Origin of the sequence: Streptomyces sp. NBC_01268, assembly GCF_036240795.1 — a bacterium.
In the GTDB taxonomy this organism is placed as follows: Bacteria; Actinomycetota; Actinomycetes; order Streptomycetales; family Streptomycetaceae; genus Streptomyces.
This window is the reverse complement of record NZ_CP108454.1, coordinates 5593869-5612308: the sequence shown is the minus strand read 5'-3', so window position 1 is coordinate 5612308 and position 18440 is coordinate 5593869. Positions and strand designations below refer to the sequence as shown.

Here is an 18440-nt window from a genome sequence, read left to right as displayed (position 1 = left end):
TACGGGCACGAGCCCGTACCGCCCCTTCCCGCTCCCCGGCCGCCGCTCAGCGCACGGCGAGCAGCAGCGTGTCGGAGGGCGAGGCCCAGACGGCCCGGGCCTCGCCGAAGCCCGCGGCGCGCAGCGTGTCGGCGTGCCAGCGGGGTGCGGGCATGTCGCCGTCGGCGTGCTCGCCGTAGATCTCGAAGCGGCGGGCGGTGGGCCCGGCGAGGACGGGGTCCTGGGCGGCGAGCGCCCACCAGTCGGCCCAGTCGACCGCGCCGGCCGCCTTGGCCTCGGCCATCCGGGCGTGGCGCCGGGCCCGCTCGGCGGCGTTGATCCGGGGGGTGTCCTGGTCGATCATGTGGTCGGCGTTCATGAACACCCCGCCGTCCCGCACGAGCCCCGCCAGCTGCCCGTACAGACCGGCCAGCGGCTCGCTGTGCAGCCAGTGGAGAGCGGTGGCGGTGAGCACGGCGTCGTACGTGTCGTGGGGCAGCGCGGCGGCCCACTGCGGGTCCTTGAGGTCGGCGGTCACGAAGCTCACCCGCTCGTCGCCGGCGAAGTACCCCTCGGCGATGGCGAGCAGGGCGGGGTCGAGGTCGACACCGGTGCTGGTCGCCTTCGGGAACCGACGGAGCAGCCGGTCCGTAATACTTCCCGTACCGCAGGCGAGGTCGAGCACGCGGGGCTCCGGCCCCACCAGCGCCTCGACCATGTCGAGCATGACGCGGAACCGCTCCTCACGGTCCGGCATGTACCACTCCTGCTGACGGTCCCAGCTCTGCTGCCAGGCCGCCCAGTCGGTTCCGGTCACCGCCGCGTCCGCCATCGCTCCACCCTCGCCCTCGACGTAATACCCTCAAAGGAAAAGCGTCACTTACGCTCCCTCCGCACCGACCCTAGACCGCCGCCGTAAGGACTACAAGTGGAACTGGCCTATTACTCGGATTACGCCGTGCGCCTGGTCAACACCGAGGAGCCGGTCCGCTCCAAGGACTCCCTGACCTCGGTCGAAGCGGTCCGGGAACTCTTCGGCGAGGCCTCCCAGATGGCCCGGCGGGTGACGGACTCCGACGTGACCCGCTTCCGCGCGGTGCGCGCCCGGCTGCGCGCGGTGTTCACGGCGGCCGACGAGGGCGACCACACCCGGGCGGTGGACCTGCTGAACTCCCTCCTCCTGGAGTTCCCGGTCAGCCCGCAGATCTCGGGCCACGACTACCTGGACGAGGAGGGCCGGCCGCGGTGGCACATGCACCTCGCCGACCACCCCTCGAACGCGACCGCGGGATACGCCGCGATCGCGGCCATGGGCCTCGCCTTCCACCTCACCGAGTTCGGCGCCGACCGCCTCGGCCTGTGCCAGGCCGCGCCCTGCCTCAACGCCTACCTCGACACGTCGACCAACCGCTCCCGCCGCTACTGCTCCGACCGCTGCGCCACCCGCGCCAACGTCGCCGCCTACCGCGCCCGCAAGCGCCTGGAGGCGGAACGCGCCGACCTGACAGGCCTGACGGCCGAGACCAGCCAGCCGAGCACCACGCCGATCGACCGCTGACGCCCGGGGGTGACGGGCCGGTACCGCGCCCGCACCCGCCCCAGCACCAAAGCCGCGGGCACCACGCCGAAGACCCGGCTGTCCCCCTCGGCGTCCGGGTTGTCCCCCAGCACCCACCAGCCGTCGTCCCGCCGCTCGACGAGCCGCTTCACGATCAGCAGGTCCTGCTGGAGCGGATGCCGCAGCACGGCCACGTTGCCGGGCCGCAACCGCGCCCCGTACTGCACGAACAGCTGATCGCCGTGGAGCAGGGTGGGCACCATCGACACCCCCGTGACCTCGGCGATCCCGAACGGGGCCCCGGGCTCCCGCCCCGATCCCACCATCAAGCACCTCACCGTCCCATCGTCCACGAGTCCCATGCCGACCCTGGACTTTTGTCCTAAGCCCAAGGGGGCGCTCGCGAAAACGTGCTTCTCACCGAGTAATGTCCCACCTGAGAAGACGATCACGAGGAAGGACAGCAGCATGCTCTCCCGCCTGTTTGCCCCCAAGGTGAAGGTCAGCGCCCACTGCGACCTGCCCTGCGGCGTGTACGACCCGGCCCAGGCCCGCATCGAGGCCGAGTCGGTCAAGGCCGTCCAGGAGAAGTTCCAGGCCAACGAGGACCCGCACTTCCGGGCCCGCGCCACGGTCATCAAGGAGCAGCGCGCGGAGCTCGCCAAGCACCACGTCTCGGTGCTGTGGAGCGACTACTTCAAGCCCCCGCACTTCGAGAAGTACCCCGAGCTGCACACGCTCATCAACGACACCCTGAAGGCCCTGTCGGCGGCCAAGGCCTCGACGGACCCGAAGACGGGCGAGAAGGCGCTGGAGCTCATCGCCGAGATCGACCGCATCTTCTGGGAGACGAAGAAGGCCTGATCCAGGCCCCCTTTGCTCACTCCTGCACTGCAGGTCAGAGGGCAAATAGAGCGGCCCGCCCGGGGAATCCGGTGCGGGCCGTTCGGCTTTCCAAGATCAACTGGGAGGCGAATGGGAGACACGGTCTCCCCGCCTCATCCGGAGCGGCGCTGTGCCCACTCGGCGCCCACCTCCTCCTCGCCCGGTGCGAGCGATGCCTCCCACAGCTTCTGCAAGCCCTGGGCGATCGCCAGCTCCATCTCCGGCGACGTGTGGGAGTAAGTCCCCTCGACACCCTTCAGCTTGTGCCCCATGCGCTCCTCGACGGCCACGCGCGGGTGCCCCTGCCCGTCGAGCCATACCTTGTGCCCGTGACGCGTGCCGTGCGGCACCATCTCCTCCACGCCCTTCACGGCCGGCAGCGCCTTCTGCTCGGGCCGGCCGCGCCGGGACGGCTCGGCATCCCGCCCCTGGAGGGCGGGATGCCAGAACCGGCCGTAGAACTGATCGTCGACCCGGAGCGGACGGCCACGCTGCGACGGGAAGACGAGGACGTCGTGGGCCTTCGCGGCAAGTTGCTCGGACAGGAGGTCGGCGAGGAACGGCGGGAGGATCAGAGTCCGGTAGGAGCTGTACTTCGGAGGCACGAGCGTGAACCCCTTGGGCAGAAGCAGCTTTCGACCGACCCGCAGCTTCCCGCCGACCTCGACGTCGTTCAGCTTGGCGATCTCCCCGGCACGCTTCGGATCGGCGAGGCGCAGCTCAGCGATGGACTCGCAGGTCTGCCCCTTTTCGACCTCGTGCTTGGCATGGGCTGAGAGCCACTGCCCTTGCCACTGCACGCGGAGGTAGCGGCCGTGCTCCAGGCCGAGGAGGCGCAGCTGGTCCCGGCGCAGGCCGGCGATCTCACCCATGCGCAGGCCTGTGTAGGCCATGGTGAGGAGCATGACGTACCACTGGTCACCGCGGAGCGCCCGGGCGTTCTCAGCGATGAGCAGGGCCTGACGCGGCGTGGGCCACACATAGGTGTCCTCGTTGTCGACGGCGACGTGCCGGCCGCGGCGGCGCCGTGTCTTGCTGGGCATGGGGTTGAACGGGATGAGGCGTTCCTCGACGGCATCGTCGAGCAGCATGCGCATCACGCCCTCGATGCCTTCGACATAGTTCTTGCTGAACTGTTCGGCCAGCTTGGCGCGCCACGCCTTGTAGGACATGGCGGTGATGTCGCCGAGGGCGATGTTCTCCCAGTGGGGCAGGATGACGGCGTTCAGGCGGCTGAGGTAGGTGCGGTCGGTGGTCTCGGCGACGTCCATGACCTTGACCCATTCGTCGGCCCAGGTGCCGAGGGTCTGCCGGCCGTCCTTCGGGTTGACGAAGACCTTCCGCTGGACGTCGGTCTCTTGGGCGCGCCCGTAGTCGAGGGCGTCTTGCTTGGTATCGAATCCGCTTTCGGAGTCGTAGCGGCCGTCCGGAAGTTGATACCGGACCCGCCAGCTCTTGCCGCGCTTCTCTGCGTACGCCACAGTCCCGCCTCCACGAGCGACCGGTGGCCGACAGGCACCCCTGACTGTCGATCACCCCTGTAAGGACTGCGTCACCCGGTCAGCTTGAGCGGGCAGCTCAGGCAGGCGCAGGTGTCGCAGTCACCTCCTTGACGTCGGATCAGTCGGCGAGCCTTCTGCCGAACAGCCTCGTCCGTGTGGACTCTCGACGTCACTACGCACACGATTCTCTCGCCTACCCGCCCGGACATGCCGACGAATCCGGGCCCAGGATCGTACGTGACGAACTCGTGCATGGGCCTCCCTTCGGTGCGCTTCGGAACCCCAATGTGACGACCTTGGCATACCAAACACGCGATCGAAAGGAATATGTCAGATGCAAGAATCGAACCCACTGTAACGATCTCGTCACAGCAGAAAGGTTGTGCGACTCGGAGGTTGATTTCTACTCAGGCGGGACAATTCCTCGCCCGCGCAGGAACTCGACGACCTTCTCGCTCAGCTTCACCATGTCTCCGGCCGGCGTGTCGGGGAGGACGGCGATGACGGCGTCCTGTACCGCCTTGCGCGCCTTCTCATCCATGCCTGCCACTGGGGCGAGCCGAACGCCGTCGACGACCTCGCCGGCCAGTTGCGCCTCATCGGCGCCTTCAAGGATCGCCGCGCAAGCGCCAGGCGCCCAGCCGAAGGCCGCTTCGATCTTGACGTAGGTGACATCACGCACCGGCTCGCCCTTCTCGACGCGCATGTACGTGGTGTGCGTGAGTTCGGCGGCCTTGGCCGCGTCCACCTTGTGCCAGCCGAGTTCTCGGCGGCGCTGGATCACGAGCTTGGCGAGTCTCAGCCTGTCGGCGGGGCTGGGGGTGGTCATGGCCACATGTTCCCAGGAACTCCCAGGTATCGCCAGGAACGCATTTCAGCCTCTACCTCCTCCTCACAGTCTCTTGAGCTGAACATAAGGTTCCTGATCGCAGATCCTGCGAGGAACTGCTAGTTACTGCACAGTACTGCTAGAAGTTGCTAGCAACTCCTGCTAGGTTCTCTGCATGCAGGCACCCCGACCCACTTACGAGGTGGACGGGGCGGCAATCAGGAAGCTCCGCATGTCCAGCGGACTGCAGATCGCCGACCTCGCCCGTCGCTCAGGCATCACCGCCAGCTATCTCTCGCGGCTGGAAACCAGCGCCCGTCGCCGCATGCGACCGCCGAAGTACGTGGCGCTCCGCACAGCACTCGGCCTGCCGCCCGACAGCACGCAGCTCCTCGCCCCCAGCGAGACCGACACCGAATGAGGTGACCCGAATGACCGCCATCGCGACCGTGGAGGACTTCACCAACGTCGCCGAGACCGCCCGGCGGCTCGGCATCGGCGCCCGCCGCCTCCGCGACGGCGTGAACCACAAGGGCTTCCCCGCCCACCGGATGGGCCGCCGGCTGATGTTCAGCCCGCAGGACCGGGCGCAGATCGCGGAGATGCACCGAATCCCGGCGCAGCCGAAGCGCCTCCGCCGCGCCGCCTGACCCAAGCAGAACGGGGCCGCCCGGACGCGCATCCGGAACAGCCCCTCGGAATCCCTCAACCACAGAGAGAAGAGGAACCCGTGAGCACGAATCGTACCGTGCAGCTGGGCGCCGCGATGGCGCTCGTGGAGCTGCTGAAGGAACACCCTGAACTCGCCGCTGCTGGCTGGTCGCTCGACGCGGTCACCGGCTCGCTGAACGGGTTCGTGCACGAGGAGTCGGTGACGGCGCTGGAGGCGTACGCCGAGGTGCTGGGCGCCGAGGTCACGCCGGGCCTGTCGTACGTGTTCGATGGCCGGACGGTGTCGCCGTACCGCCTGTCGACGGTGTGGCGGGACGTACCGGTGTCGATGGCCGTGACGGTGCCGGTTGTTGAGGCGGTGACGGCGTGAACACGAAGCGGATCGCTGCGGCGGAGGGTGTGATCCTCGCGGCGCTGAAGACGAGGAAGACGGCGGCTGGGGTCGCGGTCGCATTGGAGTCGGCGTGCCTGCTCCAGTCGCCGGAGTCGGTGGCCGAGACCGCTGAGATGCGCTCGTCGCTCCGGCGTCTCGACCAGGTGGCCATGGCGCGAGGCCGCGAAGTCAACCGGCTGCTGGCCCGGGTGTCCGAGTTGGAGGCGGAGCGGCACTCGACGAACGAGGCGTTGTCCGACGCGGCGGAGGCGTTGCGGGTGCAGCGGGACCGGATCGCCGAGCTGGAGGGCGCGGCCGCCGAGCAGACCGACGCGATTGTCCGTTGGCTGCTGAAGAAGGCCCGCGAGTACGGGTCCACAAGGAATCGCCAGCACGCCGCGCAGGCCGAGGTGTTGGAGCGGATGGCGGACAAGATCTCGCGCGGCGCTGTCCGTCCGGCCCCGTTCGTCCCGACCTGGCCGCCGCAGGCCGAGCCCGCGAAGCCACACCCGACGGCGGGCGAGCTCGCGGAGCAGCGGCACCTCGTCGACCCGCTCGACCACGCTCTCGAAGCCCTCGCCCCGCGCACCACTGACCCTCGCGTCCTGGCGCGGGCGAATCGCCCCGCGTCGCAGTACCTGCGCTCCTCCACCGGCGTGCTCCACCTCCGCCGATCCGGCCCGGAGGACGACGGCTTCTCGTACCACTACGCCCGCTGCGGCTGGCACACGGAGCTGGGCCGGGAGGCTGTGCCGCTTGTCGTCGGCGAGGACCCGCGCGTCTGCTCGCGCTGCGAGGTGATCGAGCCGTGATCTCCGCCAGCCCCAGCACCCCCACCCCCACCGACGCCGGGAGCGCCCTGTGAGTACCGACCGTATGCCCGTGGACGGGCCGTTCCGTATCTACGTCGACCCGCTGCCGACCGGCGCCACGCTCGACCTGTCCCACTACCTCACGGCGGTGCTCCTGAACCTGGCGGCGGCGGCCGAGGAGGACGGTGAGGGCCTGCTGTCCGAGCTGGTCCACATCGCCGAGTGCGCCCGGCAGGCCGCGAACCAGGGCCCGGACTCGCACGCCGCGCACGAGCGGGACGAGCGGGTCGCCGACCTCCTCACCGAGGTCGCCGACGACGGGAAGGTGCCGGTGTACGGGGTGCAGGTGCTGCGCCTCGCGGACCGGCTGATGAGCCTCCGCGCCCTGAAGTCCCTGCCCGCGCCGCGCCGTGGCGGTGAGGCCGCGTGATCGGCAACTGCCCCGTCTGCCGCGTGCCGTTCGAGGAGTGCAAGTGCACCGGAGGCGCCCGATGACCGAGATCCCAACCACCCCGTGCAACGATCCGGCCGAGACCATCATGGCGGCCGTCGCGCACGGCATGGACGGCAATCCGGCGCTCGGCCTCACCCTGCTGGGCCCGTTCATTGAGGGCGGCCCCACCACCACAGTCTCGATGTGTGCCGCGCTCGCCAGCATGGTCGGCGTCGCCGCCGAGAAGCAGAACCCCGGCGCCCGGGGCACCTTCGGTCTCCTCGCCTTCCACGGCGACGTACTGGCCGACACCCGCTCCATGGCGCCCGGCCTGCGCTTCGCCGCCCAGTTCACCGCGGCGTGGCTCAACGGCCAGTCGCAGACCGCGTACGCGCTCTTCGACGCGCTCGTCGTCCAGGAACGCGACGAGGATGCGCGGAACCTCGCCGAGGGCATCCACGCCCTCTACGACATGGCCGTCTCCTCCGCGCAGCAGATGCGGGGAGGCGCCTCGTGAACGACACCGCGCAGGCCGGGGCTCAGGCCCCGGCCGCCGGCCCCGTCGTGGTCGGCATCTTCGAGCCCGGTAGCCCGGAGTGGCACGCCGCCCGGGCCCAGGGGATCGGCGGCTCCGAGATCGCCGCCGTCCTCGGCCTCTCCCCGTACGAGTCCCGGTTTTCCCTGTGGCACCGGAAGAAGGGGCTCATCGGCCCGGTCGAGGAGACCGAGCAGATGTACTGGGGCAAGGTCGACGAGCCGGGGATCTGCCAGCGGTTCGCCGAGCTCCACCCCGAGCTGCGCGTCAGCCCCGCCCCGACGTACGCCGCCGCGGACCGGTTGTGGCAGATCGCGAACCCGGACCGGCTCGTCGGCGGCACGGAGTTGCTGGAGGCGAAGACCTCCCGCGACGACGAGGGCTGGGGCGAGCCCGGCACCGGCCAGATCCCCGTGCACTACCGCTGCCAGTGCCTCTGGTACCTCGACGTCACCGGCGCCCGCCGCTGCTGGGTTGCCGTACGGATCGCCGGGTGCGAGTACCGCGAGTACGTCGTCGAGTACGACGCCGCGGAGGCGCAGATGCTCCGCGACGCCGGCGCCACGTTCATGCACGACCTGAAGCACGGCGTCCGCCCGGACATCGATGGTCACTCCGCCACTTACCAGGCGATCCGCGAGCTCCCCGACGGTCTCGACGACGTCGACGTGCCGATCAGTGAGCAGCTCCGGGCCCGGTTCCACACCGCGCAGGACGCGTTCTGGCTGGCCGAGGACGAGCTGACCGCCTGCAAGGGCGAGTTGCTCGACGCGATCGGCACTGGCCGCCGCGCGGTCGTCGGCCGGGAGCGCGTCGCCACCCGCACCGTCCGCGACGGCCGCACCTACCAGCTCCTCCCCTCCCGCACCCGAAGGACCGCACGATGACCGAGCAGACCGTCACCAACGCCATCGCCGTCCGCGACACCGGACCGGCCGCCATGGTCGAGCAGTACCGCTCCGACTACGCCGCCCTCATGCCCTCGCACATCAACGCCGACCAGTGGATCCGCCTCGCCACCGGCGCCATCCGCGGCGACAAGAACCTGGAGCAGGCCGCCCGCAACGACATCGGCGTGTTCCTCCGCGAGCTGCGGACCGCCGCCCGCCTCGGTCTGGAGCCGGGCACCGAGCAGTTCTACCTGACCCCGCGCAAGTCGAAGGCCCACAGGGGCCAGAAGATCATCAAGGGGATCGTCGGCTACCAGGGCATCATCGAGCTCATCTACCGGGCCGGTGCCGTCTCGTCGGTGATCGTCGAGGTGGTCCGCGCCAACGACTCCTTCCAGTACGTGCCCGGCCGCGACGAGCGCCCCGTTCACGGCATCGACTGGTTCGGCGGCGACCGCGGCCCCCTCGTCGGCGTGTACGCGTACGCCGTCATGAAGGACGGCGCCACCTCGAAGGTCGTCGTCCTCAACCGCGACCAGGTCATGCAGGCCAAGGCCAAGTCCGACGGCGCGCACTCCGAGTACTCCCCGTGGAACACCAACGAGGAGTCCATGTGGCTGAAGACGGGCGCCCGCCGGCTCGCGAAGTGGGTGCCGACGTCGGCCGAGTACGTGGCCCAGCAGCTTCGCGCGCAGGCCGACGCTGCCCCGATCGAGGCGCTGGCGAGCACGTCGGCCGAGTCGATGCCGTCGCCGCTCGACGAAACGGACCCGGACGCCGAGGACGGCGTGATCGAGGGCGAGTTCGTTGAGGACGAGGTGGCGTGATGCGACTCCCCTTCGTCTCCCGCCGCCGCGCCGACCAGGCCGTGACCCTCGCGACCAATGCCGTCTGGCACATGGTCGAGCAGGCCGAAGACCGGACGACCGCCGAGCTCGGGGCCCGCCTCGACGCCGAGTACGCGCTGACCAACGCCCACCGAGAGCTGGGCAGGGAGAAGGCCAAGCGCGAACGCCTCAAGGCGTACATGCTCCGGACGCACTCCGGCCGGTACGAGATGCGGCTGGCCCGCGCCCTCCGCGCCGTCGCCGAGCTCCGGGCCGAGGCCGCCGTTCAGCGCCGCGTGGTCCGCCGCCTGAGCGATCAACTCCTCGACGCCACCGGCTACCAGGCCGAACCGCTCCTCCCCGCGGCCCGCGCCGCCCTCGACCTCGACCAGGAGGACCCGAAGTGACCTCCATCGAGACCCCCGCGGCCGGGGTGACCCGACCTCCGGCCGCGGGCTCCAAGCCCCGCGCCGACCACGGCACCCTCTCCCGGGCCAGAGGGCTTGGCTGCAAGTGCCCCGCCTGCCGCAAGGTCAGCCGCGACTACACCAACGCCCGGACCCGGCTCATCGCCTACGGCCGCTGGCAGCCCTATGCCGACGCCGAACCGGTCCGCGCCCACATCCGCATGCTCTCCAGCTTCGGTGTTGGCGTCCAGCGCACGCGTGTCCTCGCCGGCATGTCGAACGGCAGCCTGTGCCGGCTGCTGTACGGACACGGCGACCAGCGCGGCCCGTCACGGCGGATCCGTACCGAGACCGCCGACAGGGTCTTGGCCATCCGTCCGTCGATCGACCTCGTCGCCCCGTCCGCGCTCGTCGACGGCACCGGGACCCGGCGCCGCCTGCAGGGCCTCGTCGCCGTCGGCTGGCCGCAGATTGAGCTGGCCCGCCGGGCCGGAATCGACAAGATGTCGATCAACGACCAGCTGCACGAGGCCTCCACAACCGCTCGCGGCTCGACCGCTCGAACCATCCGCGACCTGTACGAGCAGCTGTGGAACGTCGACCCGTGCACGCAGGGTGTCGGCCAGCGGTGGGCGAAGGAAGCCCGCGCGCACGCCTTGGCCAACGGCTGGGTTCCGCCGGCCGCGTGGGACGACGACTACATCGACAGCCCCGCGGCCACACCGGACGTCGGCGAGGAGGTCGCCCGGTATGTGGCGATCACCGAGGACGCCACGTGGCTGATCGAGACGCAGGACTACACCATCGCGCAGGCCGCTCACCGGCTCGGCATCACCCGCAATCACCTGGAGCGCGCGCTGTCGTACGCGCGGCAGAAGGGGGTGGCCGCGTGACCGGGTTCCTGGCCAAGTTCTCCACCGACGCTCTGTGTGCGCAGACCGATCCGGATTCTTTCTTCCCCGAGAGGGGCGGCTCGGTCACCGAGGCGAAGAAGGTCTGCCTCGCCTGCCCGATTCGCGTCCAGTGCCTGGAGTGGGCCCTCAACAACGGCGAGGACTTCGGCGTCTGGGGCGGCCTCTCTGAGCGTGAGCGCCACAAGCTCCGCCGCACCGACAAGCGGCCTGCCCCGCCTCCGGCCTCGCGCCCGCACACCGGCGGGAAGGCGCTCGCGCCGTGCGGCACCAGGGCGGCGTACGAGCGGCACCTGCGCCGCAAGGAGCCTGTCGACGACGCGTGCCGCGAGGCCAACAACGCGGCGAACGTCGCCAAGCGGGACCGGCAGCGGGAACTCCGCGCCCAGCGCCGCCCCGCCGCCTGACCTACCGCACCACGACCGAGAGAAGGCCTTGTGACCATCGACGCGCAGCACTGGGTGTGGAACCACAGCCGCACCAAGGGCAACCCGCGCATGGTGCTGCTCGCCGTCGCCGACAAGGTGCTGGACGCCCAGTGCGAGACGCGGATGGGCACCACCGAGTTCATCGCCCGGCTCAACACCTCACGCTCGGTGGTCCAGAAAGCGGTCGACAAGGCGCTGGAGTCGGGCGAGCTCGTCTTGGTCGAGGCGCAGCAGGGAAGCCGGGCCGCGCTGTACCGGCTGCCTTTCGCGGTGGGGTACGTCCGCCCGGCCCCCGGCGCTAGGGGCCCGGAATCCGGGCCGGTAGCTCCGGAGCAGGGGCCCGGAATCGAGGCCCCTGGCTCTCAGCAGGGGCCCGGAATCCGGGCCGGTAGCGAAATGGCTAGGGGCCCGGAATCCGGGCCGGGGGGGCCCGGAATCGAGGCCCCTAGGGGCCCGGAATCAGGGCCCCTTAACCAAACCACTCCTACCAGGAGTGAAAGCAAGCCTGAAGGCGCGCCCCTCGCCGACCCCATCCCCGCCAACTGCCGCCCCCTCGTTGACGCCCTCACAACCGCCGGCGTCCTCGTCCGCTGGAACCTCTCCACCGCCGAGTGGTTCACCATCGAGGCCCTCATCAAGCGGACCGGCGTACCCGCCCTCGCCGCCTTCGCCCAGAAGCAGGCCACCGCCCGGGACATCAGCTACGCCCGGTACTTCCTCGCCGGCTGGAAAGACCTCCCCCCGCTGCCCGAGCCCGGCGCCACACGGCCGCCGCTCCGCGCGGTCTCCGGCGGCTACCAGCCCTGGACCAACCCAGCCGACCAGTCCGGCTACTACGACTCCCTCTGAAAGGCGCCCCCGTGGACATCACGCCGCCGATCGACCTCACCCCCGACAACTTCCACCAGCTCCTCGCCGACCGCGGCGTCACCGCCGAACAGATCAACCAGCGCGACGGCGACCCCTTCAGCAAGATGAACCTCATCCGCCGCGCCATCACTCACGCCCGCAAGACCACCCCGTTCATCTACCGCAACGCCCTCCCCACCCTCGGCGACACCACCACCTGGATTGGCGAGCTCGTCCACCAGACCCGCGCCGAACAGACCCGCCGCGACGCCATCACCCCCGTCCTCCGCCGCGGCCGCTCCCTCCTCCTCCTCGGCCCCACCGGCGTCGGCAAAACCCACCAGGCCTACGGCACCCTCCGCGCCCTCGCCGTCACCGGCATCACCGCCACCTGGACCGCCACCTCCAGCGCCGACCTGTACGCCGCCCTCCGCCCCCGCACCGGCATCGACGCCGAGACCGAGTTCCGCCGCTACGCCCACACCCCGCTCCTCCTCGTCGACGACCTCGGCGCCGCCAAGGCCACCGAGTGGACCGAAGAGATCAACTTCAGGCTGGTCAACCACCGCTACGAGAACCAGCTCCCCACCCTCTTCACGAGCAACGTCCTGCCCAAGCAGCTCGCCGACCGCCTCGGCGACCGCGTCGCCTCCCGCCTCACCGAAATGTGCGACCGCGTCGTCATCACCGGCCAGGACCGCCGCCGCCAGGACGCCGCATGACCGACATCACCGAAGCCGACGTCACCGCCCTGCGGCAGCAGAACGACCTCAAGGCGTTCATCCAGGACACAAACCGGCAGGCCGCCGCCCGCTGCGCCGCGCGCGTCCGCCTCGTCGCCCACCACCCGGACCTCGTCGAGCAGGTCGCCGCCGTCCTCGGCCACCCGAACTGGAACGGCTACCTCGCCCCCGACACCGACTGCACCGGGCGCATCAACACCTCACCGATCCGCCGCCGGCTAGCCGCGATCCTCGCCGAGGCCGAGCAGCGCGGCACCACCACCAGGAGCGTCGCATGACCACCAGCCTCGACCGCACCCGCGCCCTGCTCGACCAGCCGCCCACCCCGGCCGTCCCCGGACAGCTCACCATCCCCCCGGCCGCCGTCGCCGACATCGAAGCCGCCCTCGACGACGCCCAACCCGGCGAAACCACCCACGACCACGCCCACCGCGTCGCCACCTACCTCGCCAGCAGCGGCTGGACCATCACCCCCACCCGGAGCAACCCGTGACCACCACCGTCCACCTGTTCGCAGGCGGCTGCGGCGACGTCCGCGGCTTCCACACCGCCGGCCACACCCCCATCTACGCCGCCAACCACATGCAGGCCGCCGTAGACACCGCCCGCGCCAACTGGCCCGGTCTCCTCGCCCAGCAGTGCGACATCAACAACCTCGACATGCGCCGCGTCCCCGAAGCCGACGGCATCGTCGGCTCCCCGATCTGCTGGGAAGCCACCCCCGCCGGCGGCCGCGCAACCCCCCGCGCCCAGACCGAAATCCCGCTCGACGAGCAACAGCCCCCGGCCGCCGACTGGGCCCGCACCCGCATGACCGCCTGGGACCCCATCCGGTACGCCGAAGTCCACCGCCCGCGGTTCTACGTCGGCGAGAACGTCCCCGGGTTCGCCACCCGCTTCGCCCTGTTCACCGCATGGCTGAACGTCTGGGACGCCCTCGGCTACAACCCCGTGATCGCCTCGGTCAACGCGGCGCACATCGCGGGCGACGGATACGAGCGACTCCCGCAGCTTCGCGACCGCCTCGTGTGGTGCATGATCCGCAAGGACATCAAGCGCCTGCCCGACCTCCGGCCCCGGCCCGAGGCCGTGTGCCCGACCTGCGGGCCCGTACACGGCATGCAGCAGTGGAGCACCCCCTACCGCGCCCGGACCGTCGGCGAGTACGGCGCCCAGTACCGGTACGTCTGCCCCAACCGCCGATGCGGCCACCGTCCCGTCGAACCCGTCACCCGCGGCATCGGCTCCGTCATCGACTGGACGGCGCCCACCCACCGGTTCGGCGACGGCCGGCGCGGACGCAAGACCCACACCCCGTACGTCAAGGCGACCCGGCACCGCGTTGAGACCGGCCTCAACCGGTTCGGCGGACAGCCGTTCGTCATCACCCTGCGGAACCACGGCAGCGCATCCAGCCTCGACGAGCCCATCGGAACCCTGTCCGCGCAAGGCGGCAACCACCACTCCCTCGTCGTACCGACCGCGTCCGGGACGGTCGACGACTGCCAGTACCGGGCCCTCACCACGACTGAGAAGGCGCGGGCTCAGGGCTTCCCCGCCCACCACGTCCTCGCCGGCCGGGACACGGCTCAACGCGTCCAGATCGGCAACGCCGTCCCCGTGAACGTCGCCCACTGGGCAGCCGAACGCGTCCTCACCGCAACCCACTGCACCCCCGCCACCTGAAGGAGACCCCATGCCCGAGACCACCACCCCCGCCGACGAGATCCGCGCCGCCGCCAAGAAGCTGCGCAGCCTCGCCACCGGTGCCGCGCACGAGGACCGCACCCGCTGGGAAGTCGGACACACCCTCGGAAGCAAGTCCCGCGTCGTCGTCGACAACCACGAGCGCCCCACGGTCCTCATCGAGACCTGGGCCGCGCACCGCGAGCAGGTCGACGACTACCTCGCCGCCTTCGCCTCGCCCGCCGTCGGCCTGGGCGTCGCCCAGTGGCTGGAGCAGACCGCACGCGAGATCGCCGACTGCGGAGGCTTCGCCGCCGGAGCCGTCGACGGGCCCATGAACGACCGCGACCACAACGCCTGGTCCGCCGCACTCACCGTCGCCCGAGCCATCACCGCCGTCTGATCCGGTTCCACCCGCCCGCACGACAGGAGCAGCCACATGGACCGCGTCTACCTCAACCGCGTCGCTGGCCAGCGACGCATTCACATCGAGATGGACCCCACCGAGATCGCCGATCTCGTGGACGACCTCGCCTGGGCCGTGCCCTACGACCACCCCGCCACCGACCGGCTCGTCGAGCTGCTGCTCGCCGCCCACAGCCTGTTCGTCAAGGACCAGGACGACGCCGAGGAGAACGCGCGGAAGTCGCCCGAGGACTGGGAGGCCGAGTGCAGCCGCGCGATGGCCGAGGCCGACATCGCGTCCCACCCCAGCCGGATCTGACCCCGCACGCAAGCCTGCCCCGCTCGCGGGAATCGAGCGGGGCCTCCCACCACCGTACCGACCACCAGGAGCATGACCATGACCAACCTGCACGCCACCCGCGCCGAGACCATCTCCGCCCTCATGGCCTCCATCCAGGAGTACCGCGCCCTCCAGCAGCCCCTCGTCGACGCCCTCCGCCGCATCCGCGACGACATGGACCGGGCCAGCAAGAGCGGCGACGAGTGGGCCATGGAGTGGCTGGGCGATGTCTGGAACGACCTGCCCCTCGCTGCCCGCGCTGCTGGCGGTGACCAGGACGCGGCGAAGGAGCTCGCGGCCACGGTCCGGGACGCCGCCCGCCAGGCCGCCGGACAGCCGGCCGCCGACGAGCGCACCTGCACCTGCCGTTTCGATCCGTCGGCCGAGAAGAACCACCGCCCGTGGTGCGCTATCTGGCCCTACGGATCGCCCGCTGCCGGGCTGGCCGCTCCCACCAACCACAACACCGAGCAGCAGGCCCTCGACGCGCTCCTCGCCGCGTTCATCGGGCGCCAGTACGGCAAGCAGGAAGCTCTCCGCCTCGCCGCCGCCTACCGGGCCGCGATCCTCAACAGCGCCGCCGACGAGATCGCCGCCGTCGACTTCCACCCCAACGCCAAGGCCCAGTGCCTGGACGTCGCCCAGGGATTCGCCCGCCGCCTCCGTCGTCTCGCCGCCGGGGCCGAGTCGTGACCTGGTGGGCCTGGCCCCTCCTCGTGCTCGCCGCACAACCCGTCCTCGCCCTGCTCTGGCACCTGTTCATCCGCAACCGCAAGCACCAGGAGCTTCCATGCTGATGCCGCTCTCTGACCTGATCCACGACTACGCCAACGGCGACCAGACGAGCTGGCCCGAAGAGGTCACCTGGATCAAGGCCAACCACCCCCGCCGCCTGGCCCGCATTACCCGCGAGATCCAGGCAGGCAACTTCCCACCCATCCGCCTGGACTTCGAGGAGCAGCGCGTCGTCGACGGTCACCACCGCATCACCGCCGCCCTCGACCTCCAGCTCACCGAGATCCCTGTCGACGACGCCTGGGGCACCGACCAGGACTGGTGGCTACACGCCTCCGACAGCGGCGCCGACGACCCCGAGCAGCTCGTCGACCCGGACAAGCAGGCATGGCACGACCTCCACGCCCCGCACACCACACCCCTCGCCGAATGCGGCCGACCCGCCAGCCGAACCCACCTGCCCCACGAGCGGCCCATCCACGACGTCCTGGAGAACCTCTGATGACCCAGCCCCTCAAGCGCCGCCACCTCCGCGACGCGGCCACCATCTGCCCCACCGTCGACCGAGACCGGCAGGGCAAGGTCTGGTTCCGCTGCGAGCTCGACGCCAACCACGACGGCAAGCACAAGGACGGCTGCACCCACTGGGGCACCCCCGCCCAGAGCGGAGCCGGCCAGTGACTCAGCCCGCTGCCGAGCAGCTCCTCAACCTCGCCGACCGCGCCGAGAAGGGCCTCACCCCCGACGAAGCACAGCGCCTCCGCGACGGCGTCGCACACCACTGCGCCCGCGCCGAGAAGGCCGAGGCCGAACTGGACCGCCTCACCACCATGGCCGCCCGGTACGCCGACCGCGCCATCGAGAACGGGGAGCGCGCCGACCGGGCCGAGGCCGCCATCGAACGCGTCCGCGCCCTCCACGCCCGCAACACCCACACCGGCGACTGCGAGCACTGCTCGGCCCGCGACTACCCCAACTACGCCGTTCCGCACCCGTGCCCGACCATCGCCGCCCTCGACGAGCAGCAGGAGCAGACGCCCGGCCCGGCGCCCGCCCACATCGGCAACCGGGCCAACGCCGAGGACTGCCCCGCCTGCTCCGGCACGAACCCGCCCTACCCGTTCCTCTGCCCCGGCCCGAAGGAGCCCCAGCCGTGAGCGACACCCGCGACGAACCCAGCCTCTGCCCCGACTGCGAAGGCCTCACCGTCACCAGCTGGGCCCGCCTCGACATCACCCACGTCCGCTTCGGCAACGGCCCCGATCTCCCCGTCAGCAGCGCCTGGATCACCCCCACGCCCGAGCCCTGCCCCCACCAGAAGCCCCAGCCGTAGCCGCACACAGCGATGGGGCGTGCCCAGTCCGCCAAGACACCTGCGGGCACGCCCCACACGGTGGCCCCACCGTACCGCTCGACCCCACCACAGGAGCCACGATGACCACCACCGCCACCCAGCTCCAGACCATCGCCACCCTCTGGCCCGACCTCGACAACGCCCTCGGCGACCGCACCCAGCACGCCTGGCCCCCGCCCCAGCTCCGCAGCTACCTCGACGCCCTCAGCCACCACGACCCCACCGACGCCGCCGCCCTCCGCGCCCTGGAGCGCTCCCCCGACCAGCTCGGCACCCGGCCTGTGCCGGTCAACCTGCGGATCATGGACACGATGCGCGCCGTCGAGGCCGCGCTGCACGAGACCGCCGATCAGATCGCCTCCGCCCGGCAGGACCCTGACGACACCTTCCGCAACCACCCGCACCGCTGGCACTTCACCGGCACCCGCCCCGGAGCCGCCTGGACGGCCCTGTGGCTGTCCGCCAGGGCCGAGGGAAGGTTCTGGCCCGGACGCGCCCTCACCGAGCCCCAGGAACGCCACCTCGGCCACGTCGCCCGCGAGGCACTGCACCGCGTCGAGACCGCCCTCGACCTCGCCCACGGCACCCGCGAACTCTCCCCCAACCACACCTGCCAGTGCGGCGGACGGATCGTCATCACCGGCGGCGCCGGCGACCAGCCCACCGCCCGCTGCCGGTCGTGCGGCGCCTGGTGGACCGAGCGCGGAGTGGTGGCGGCCTGACCCCAGGCGGCAGCAGGCCCCCGCCGGATCACCCGGACGGGGGCCTGTGCGCGGGAGCGGCTACGGGCGCCACGCCTCGTCGTAGTCGGGATGATCGGCATACGGCAGGGCCAGCAGGCGCAGGACCGGCGTCAGCTTGTCGTCGTACCACCACGGGTTGTCCCCGCCGGAATCCTCCAGCTCGCCAACCAGGTAGGCCACGATCCGCCGCTTGGCGTCGATGTCGACGAGGTCCAGCAGCGAGATGTTCGACTCGCCTGCCTCTACCCCGTCTCTGATGATGGCCTCGTCCTCGTCGAGGCGGGCGCGCAAGAACTCCACCAGATCCACGCTGCTCACTCCTTCGGCTTCAGGTCGGTGCGGCGGCCCTGCGTCATGCCCGCCTGACGCTTCGCCCAGTACTCGTCGAACCACTTCACCGGGTACTCCGGCCGGGACGAGCCCGGGCGGAACGTGGGCGCCGGCCAGCCCTCCTTCGGGTTCGTCGCGAGCCGGTGGATGAGCGTGCGGCTGCGGCCCACCCGCTCCGCGAGCTTCGGAATGGTCATGGTCTCCCGCGGCTCCT

Annotated in this window: 31 protein-coding genes and 1 pseudogene; 26 read left to right on the top strand and 6 right to left on the bottom strand. The window is 70.9% G+C overall.

From position 1 onward, the window contains the following. Positions 1–46 precede the first annotated feature (46 nt). Positions 47–811: a class I SAM-dependent methyltransferase gene (locus tag OG309_RS25525; protein WP_329424068.1), complete on the bottom strand. Its 765-nt coding sequence runs from the start codon at positions 809–811 to the stop codon at positions 47–49. Between the two features lie 96 nt (positions 812–907). Between OG309_RS25525 and OG309_RS25520 the strand changes: the two genes are divergently transcribed. Next, complete coding sequence (locus OG309_RS25520; protein ID WP_329424067.1) at positions 908–1537, top strand: CGNR zinc finger domain-containing protein; 630 nt, start codon at positions 908–910, stop codon at positions 1535–1537. On the opposite strand, the gene sodX is transcribed toward OG309_RS25520, so the two are convergent. Further along, positions 1441–1863, bottom strand: coding sequence for a nickel-type superoxide dismutase maturation protease (sodX, locus tag OG309_RS25515; RefSeq protein WP_329424066.1), 423 nt, complete (start codon positions 1861–1863; stop codon positions 1441–1443). The two genes, OG309_RS25520 and sodX, sit on opposite strands and share 97 nt — an antisense overlap. 142 nt (positions 1864–2005) lie before the next feature. On the opposite strand from sodX, the gene sodN reads away from it, so the two are divergent. Further along, entirely contained in the window at positions 2006–2401 is a 396-nt protein-coding gene (gene sodN / locus OG309_RS25510) for a superoxide dismutase, Ni (protein ID WP_329424065.1), read from the top strand. 134 nt (positions 2402–2535) lie between these two features. Here sodN and OG309_RS25505 read toward each other — a convergent pair whose 3' ends face one another. Both OG309_RS25505 and OG309_RS25500 read right to left on the bottom strand, forming a co-directional pair. Further along, entirely contained in the window at positions 2536–3903 is a 1368-nt protein-coding gene (locus OG309_RS25505) for a tyrosine-type recombinase/integrase (protein ID WP_329424063.1), read from the bottom strand. 424 nt (positions 3904–4327) lie between these two features. After that, positions 4328–4753 (bottom strand): hypothetical protein, encoded by a 426-nt coding sequence (locus OG309_RS25500; protein WP_329424062.1) that lies wholly within the window; start codon positions 4751–4753, stop codon positions 4328–4330. 175 nt (positions 4754–4928) lie between these two features. On the opposite strand from OG309_RS25500, the gene OG309_RS25495 reads away from it, so the two are divergent. From OG309_RS25495 to OG309_RS25380, 24 genes and pseudogenes are all read left to right on the top strand, one after another. Beyond that, positions 4929–5174, top strand: coding sequence for a helix-turn-helix domain-containing protein (locus OG309_RS25495; protein WP_329424060.1), 246 nt, complete (start codon positions 4929–4931; stop codon positions 5172–5174). A gap of 10 nt (positions 5175–5184) precedes the next feature. Then, on the top strand, positions 5185–5403 hold the full coding sequence (locus OG309_RS25490) for a hypothetical protein (RefSeq protein WP_329424059.1): 219 nt from the start codon (positions 5185–5187) through the stop codon (positions 5401–5403). Between the two features lie 80 nt (positions 5404–5483). Further along, positions 5484–5795 carry a hypothetical protein gene (locus tag OG309_RS25485; RefSeq protein ID WP_329424057.1) on the top strand — a complete coding sequence of 104 codons (312 nt, stop codon included), beginning with the start codon at positions 5484–5486 and terminating at the stop codon, positions 5793–5795. Further along, complete coding sequence (locus OG309_RS25480; protein WP_329424055.1) at positions 5792–6610, top strand: hypothetical protein; 819 nt, start codon at positions 5792–5794, stop codon at positions 6608–6610. Before OG309_RS25485 ends, OG309_RS25480 begins: the two co-directional genes overlap by 4 nt. A 49-nt stretch (positions 6611–6659) precedes the next feature. Continuing rightward, on the top strand, positions 6660–7040 hold the full coding sequence (locus OG309_RS25475; RefSeq protein WP_329424053.1) for a hypothetical protein: 381 nt from the start codon (positions 6660–6662) through the stop codon (positions 7038–7040). 61 nt (positions 7041–7101) lie between these two features. Then, positions 7102–7560 carry a hypothetical protein gene (locus tag OG309_RS25470; protein WP_329424052.1) on the top strand — a complete coding sequence of 153 codons (459 nt, stop codon included), beginning with the start codon at positions 7102–7104 and terminating at the stop codon, positions 7558–7560. Beyond that, entirely contained in the window at positions 7557–8465 is a 909-nt protein-coding gene (locus OG309_RS25465) for a YqaJ viral recombinase family nuclease (protein WP_329424050.1), read from the top strand. Before OG309_RS25470 ends, OG309_RS25465 begins: the two co-directional genes overlap by 4 nt. Further along, a complete protein-coding gene (locus OG309_RS25460; RefSeq protein ID WP_329424049.1) occupies positions 8462–9295 on the top strand; it encodes a recombinase RecT in 834 nt (277 codons plus the stop codon). The genes OG309_RS25465 and OG309_RS25460 overlap by 4 nt, the downstream gene beginning before the upstream one ends. Then, a complete protein-coding gene (locus OG309_RS25455; protein WP_329424048.1) occupies positions 9295–9702 on the top strand; it encodes a hypothetical protein in 408 nt (135 codons plus the stop codon). Before OG309_RS25460 ends, OG309_RS25455 begins: the two co-directional genes overlap by 1 nt. Further along, positions 9699–10595 (top strand): hypothetical protein, encoded by an 897-nt coding sequence (locus OG309_RS25450; protein ID WP_329424046.1) that lies wholly within the window; start codon positions 9699–9701, stop codon positions 10593–10595. The genes OG309_RS25455 and OG309_RS25450 overlap by 4 nt, the downstream gene beginning before the upstream one ends. Positions 10596–10624: 29 nt before the next feature. After that, positions 10625–10810, top strand: a pseudogene (locus OG309_RS25445) (WhiB family transcriptional regulator); the annotation flags it as partial. A gap of 240 nt (positions 10811–11050) precedes the next feature. Continuing rightward, positions 11051–11890, top strand: a complete 840-nt coding sequence (locus OG309_RS25440) for a hypothetical protein (RefSeq protein ID WP_329424045.1) — start codon at positions 11051–11053, stop codon at positions 11888–11890. A gap of 11 nt (positions 11891–11901) precedes the next feature. After that, positions 11902–12612, top strand: a complete 711-nt coding sequence (locus tag OG309_RS25435) for an ATP-binding protein (protein ID WP_329424043.1) — start codon at positions 11902–11904, stop codon at positions 12610–12612. Further along, positions 12609–12911 (top strand): hypothetical protein, encoded by a 303-nt coding sequence (locus OG309_RS25430; protein ID WP_329424041.1) that lies wholly within the window; start codon positions 12609–12611, stop codon positions 12909–12911. The genes OG309_RS25435 and OG309_RS25430 overlap by 4 nt, the downstream gene beginning before the upstream one ends. Beyond that, complete coding sequence (locus OG309_RS25425; RefSeq protein ID WP_329424040.1) at positions 12908–13126, top strand: hypothetical protein; 219 nt, start codon at positions 12908–12910, stop codon at positions 13124–13126. Before OG309_RS25430 ends, OG309_RS25425 begins: the two co-directional genes overlap by 4 nt. Next, complete coding sequence (locus OG309_RS25420; RefSeq protein WP_329424039.1) at positions 13123–14319, top strand: DNA cytosine methyltransferase; 1197 nt, start codon at positions 13123–13125, stop codon at positions 14317–14319. Before OG309_RS25425 ends, OG309_RS25420 begins: the two co-directional genes overlap by 4 nt. Before the next feature lie 10 nt (positions 14320–14329). Next, entirely contained in the window at positions 14330–14722 is a 393-nt protein-coding gene (locus OG309_RS25415; RefSeq protein WP_329424038.1) for a hypothetical protein, read from the top strand. Positions 14723–14758: 36 nt separating this feature from the next. Further along, a complete protein-coding gene (locus OG309_RS25410) occupies positions 14759–15043 on the top strand; it encodes a hypothetical protein (RefSeq protein ID WP_329424037.1) in 285 nt (94 codons plus the stop codon). A 78-nt stretch (positions 15044–15121) separates the two neighbouring features. After that, positions 15122–15757: a hypothetical protein gene (locus OG309_RS25405; RefSeq protein ID WP_329424035.1), complete on the top strand. Its 636-nt coding sequence runs from the start codon at positions 15122–15124 to the stop codon at positions 15755–15757. A gap of 103 nt (positions 15758–15860) precedes the next feature. Next, the gene (locus tag OG309_RS25400; protein ID WP_329424034.1) at positions 15861–16301 is read left to right on the top strand and encodes a hypothetical protein; all 441 of its coding nucleotides are present in this window, start codon (positions 15861–15863) and stop codon (positions 16299–16301) included. After that, positions 16301–16480 (top strand): hypothetical protein, encoded by a 180-nt coding sequence (locus OG309_RS25395; RefSeq protein ID WP_329424032.1) that lies wholly within the window; start codon positions 16301–16303, stop codon positions 16478–16480. The genes OG309_RS25400 and OG309_RS25395 overlap by 1 nt, the downstream gene beginning before the upstream one ends. Beyond that, a complete protein-coding gene (locus tag OG309_RS25390) occupies positions 16477–16956 on the top strand; it encodes a hypothetical protein (protein WP_329424030.1) in 480 nt (159 codons plus the stop codon). Before OG309_RS25395 ends, OG309_RS25390 begins: the two co-directional genes overlap by 4 nt. Beyond that, positions 16953–17132: a hypothetical protein gene (locus OG309_RS25385; RefSeq protein WP_329424028.1), complete on the top strand. Its 180-nt coding sequence runs from the start codon at positions 16953–16955 to the stop codon at positions 17130–17132. Before OG309_RS25390 ends, OG309_RS25385 begins: the two co-directional genes overlap by 4 nt. A 101-nt stretch (positions 17133–17233) precedes the next feature. After that, positions 17234–17875 (top strand): hypothetical protein, encoded by a 642-nt coding sequence (locus OG309_RS25380; protein WP_329424026.1) that lies wholly within the window; start codon positions 17234–17236, stop codon positions 17873–17875. A 60-nt stretch (positions 17876–17935) separates the two neighbouring features. Here OG309_RS25380 and OG309_RS25375 read toward each other — a convergent pair whose 3' ends face one another. Together OG309_RS25375 and OG309_RS25370 are read right to left on the bottom strand one after the other, a co-directional pair. Further along, entirely contained in the window at positions 17936–18205 is a 270-nt protein-coding gene (locus OG309_RS25375; protein ID WP_329424024.1) for a DUF6221 family protein, read from the bottom strand. Between the two features lie 5 nt (positions 18206–18210). Beyond that, on the bottom strand, positions 18211–18423 hold the full coding sequence (locus OG309_RS25370; RefSeq protein WP_329424022.1) for a hypothetical protein: 213 nt from the start codon (positions 18421–18423) through the stop codon (positions 18211–18213). Between the last annotated feature and the right edge of the window lie 17 nt (positions 18424–18440).

What these genes read in the sequence shown, in the direction of transcription:
- OG309_RS25455 (WP_329424048.1), top strand. Translation starts at nt 9,295, where the DNA reads ATGCGACTCCCCTTCGTCTCCCGCCGCCGCGCCGACCAGGCCGTGACC.
- OG309_RS25525 (WP_329424068.1), bottom strand. Translation starts at nt 811, where the DNA reads ATGGCGGACGCGGCGGTGACCGGAACCGACTGGGCGGCCTGGCAGCAG.
- OG309_RS25490 (WP_329424059.1), top strand. Translation starts at nt 5,185, where the DNA reads ATGACCGCCATCGCGACCGTGGAGGACTTCACCAACGTCGCCGAGACC.
- OG309_RS25395 (WP_329424032.1), top strand. Translation starts at nt 16,301, where the DNA reads ATGACCCAGCCCCTCAAGCGCCGCCACCTCCGCGACGCGGCCACCATC.
- OG309_RS25470 (WP_329424052.1), top strand. Translation starts at nt 7,102, where the DNA reads ATGACCGAGATCCCAACCACCCCGTGCAACGATCCGGCCGAGACCATC.
- sodX (WP_329424066.1), bottom strand. Translation starts at nt 1,863, where the DNA reads ATGGTGGGATCGGGGCGGGAGCCCGGGGCCCCGTTCGGGATCGCCGAG.
- OG309_RS25370 (WP_329424022.1), bottom strand. Translation starts at nt 18,423, where the DNA reads ATGACCATTCCGAAGCTCGCGGAGCGGGTGGGCCGCAGCCGCACGCTC.
- OG309_RS25400 (WP_329424034.1), top strand. Translation starts at nt 15,861, where the DNA reads ATGCCGCTCTCTGACCTGATCCACGACTACGCCAACGGCGACCAGACG.
- OG309_RS25410 (WP_329424037.1), top strand. Translation starts at nt 14,759, where the DNA reads ATGGACCGCGTCTACCTCAACCGCGTCGCTGGCCAGCGACGCATTCAC.
- OG309_RS25500 (WP_329424062.1), bottom strand. Translation starts at nt 4,753, where the DNA reads ATGACCACCCCCAGCCCCGCCGACAGGCTGAGACTCGCCAAGCTCGTG.
- OG309_RS25415 (WP_329424038.1), top strand. Translation starts at nt 14,330, where the DNA reads ATGCCCGAGACCACCACCCCCGCCGACGAGATCCGCGCCGCCGCCAAG.
- OG309_RS25430 (WP_329424041.1), top strand. Translation starts at nt 12,609, where the DNA reads ATGACCGACATCACCGAAGCCGACGTCACCGCCCTGCGGCAGCAGAAC.
- OG309_RS25495 (WP_329424060.1), top strand. Translation starts at nt 4,929, where the DNA reads ATGCAGGCACCCCGACCCACTTACGAGGTGGACGGGGCGGCAATCAGG.
- OG309_RS25425 (WP_329424040.1), top strand. Translation starts at nt 12,908, where the DNA reads ATGACCACCAGCCTCGACCGCACCCGCGCCCTGCTCGACCAGCCGCCC.
- sodN (WP_329424065.1), top strand. Translation starts at nt 2,006, where the DNA reads ATGCTCTCCCGCCTGTTTGCCCCCAAGGTGAAGGTCAGCGCCCACTGC.
- OG309_RS25460 (WP_329424049.1), top strand. Translation starts at nt 8,462, where the DNA reads ATGACCGAGCAGACCGTCACCAACGCCATCGCCGTCCGCGACACCGGA.
- OG309_RS25405 (WP_329424035.1), top strand. Translation starts at nt 15,122, where the DNA reads ATGACCAACCTGCACGCCACCCGCGCCGAGACCATCTCCGCCCTCATG.
- OG309_RS25380 (WP_329424026.1), top strand. Translation starts at nt 17,234, where the DNA reads ATGACCACCACCGCCACCCAGCTCCAGACCATCGCCACCCTCTGGCCC.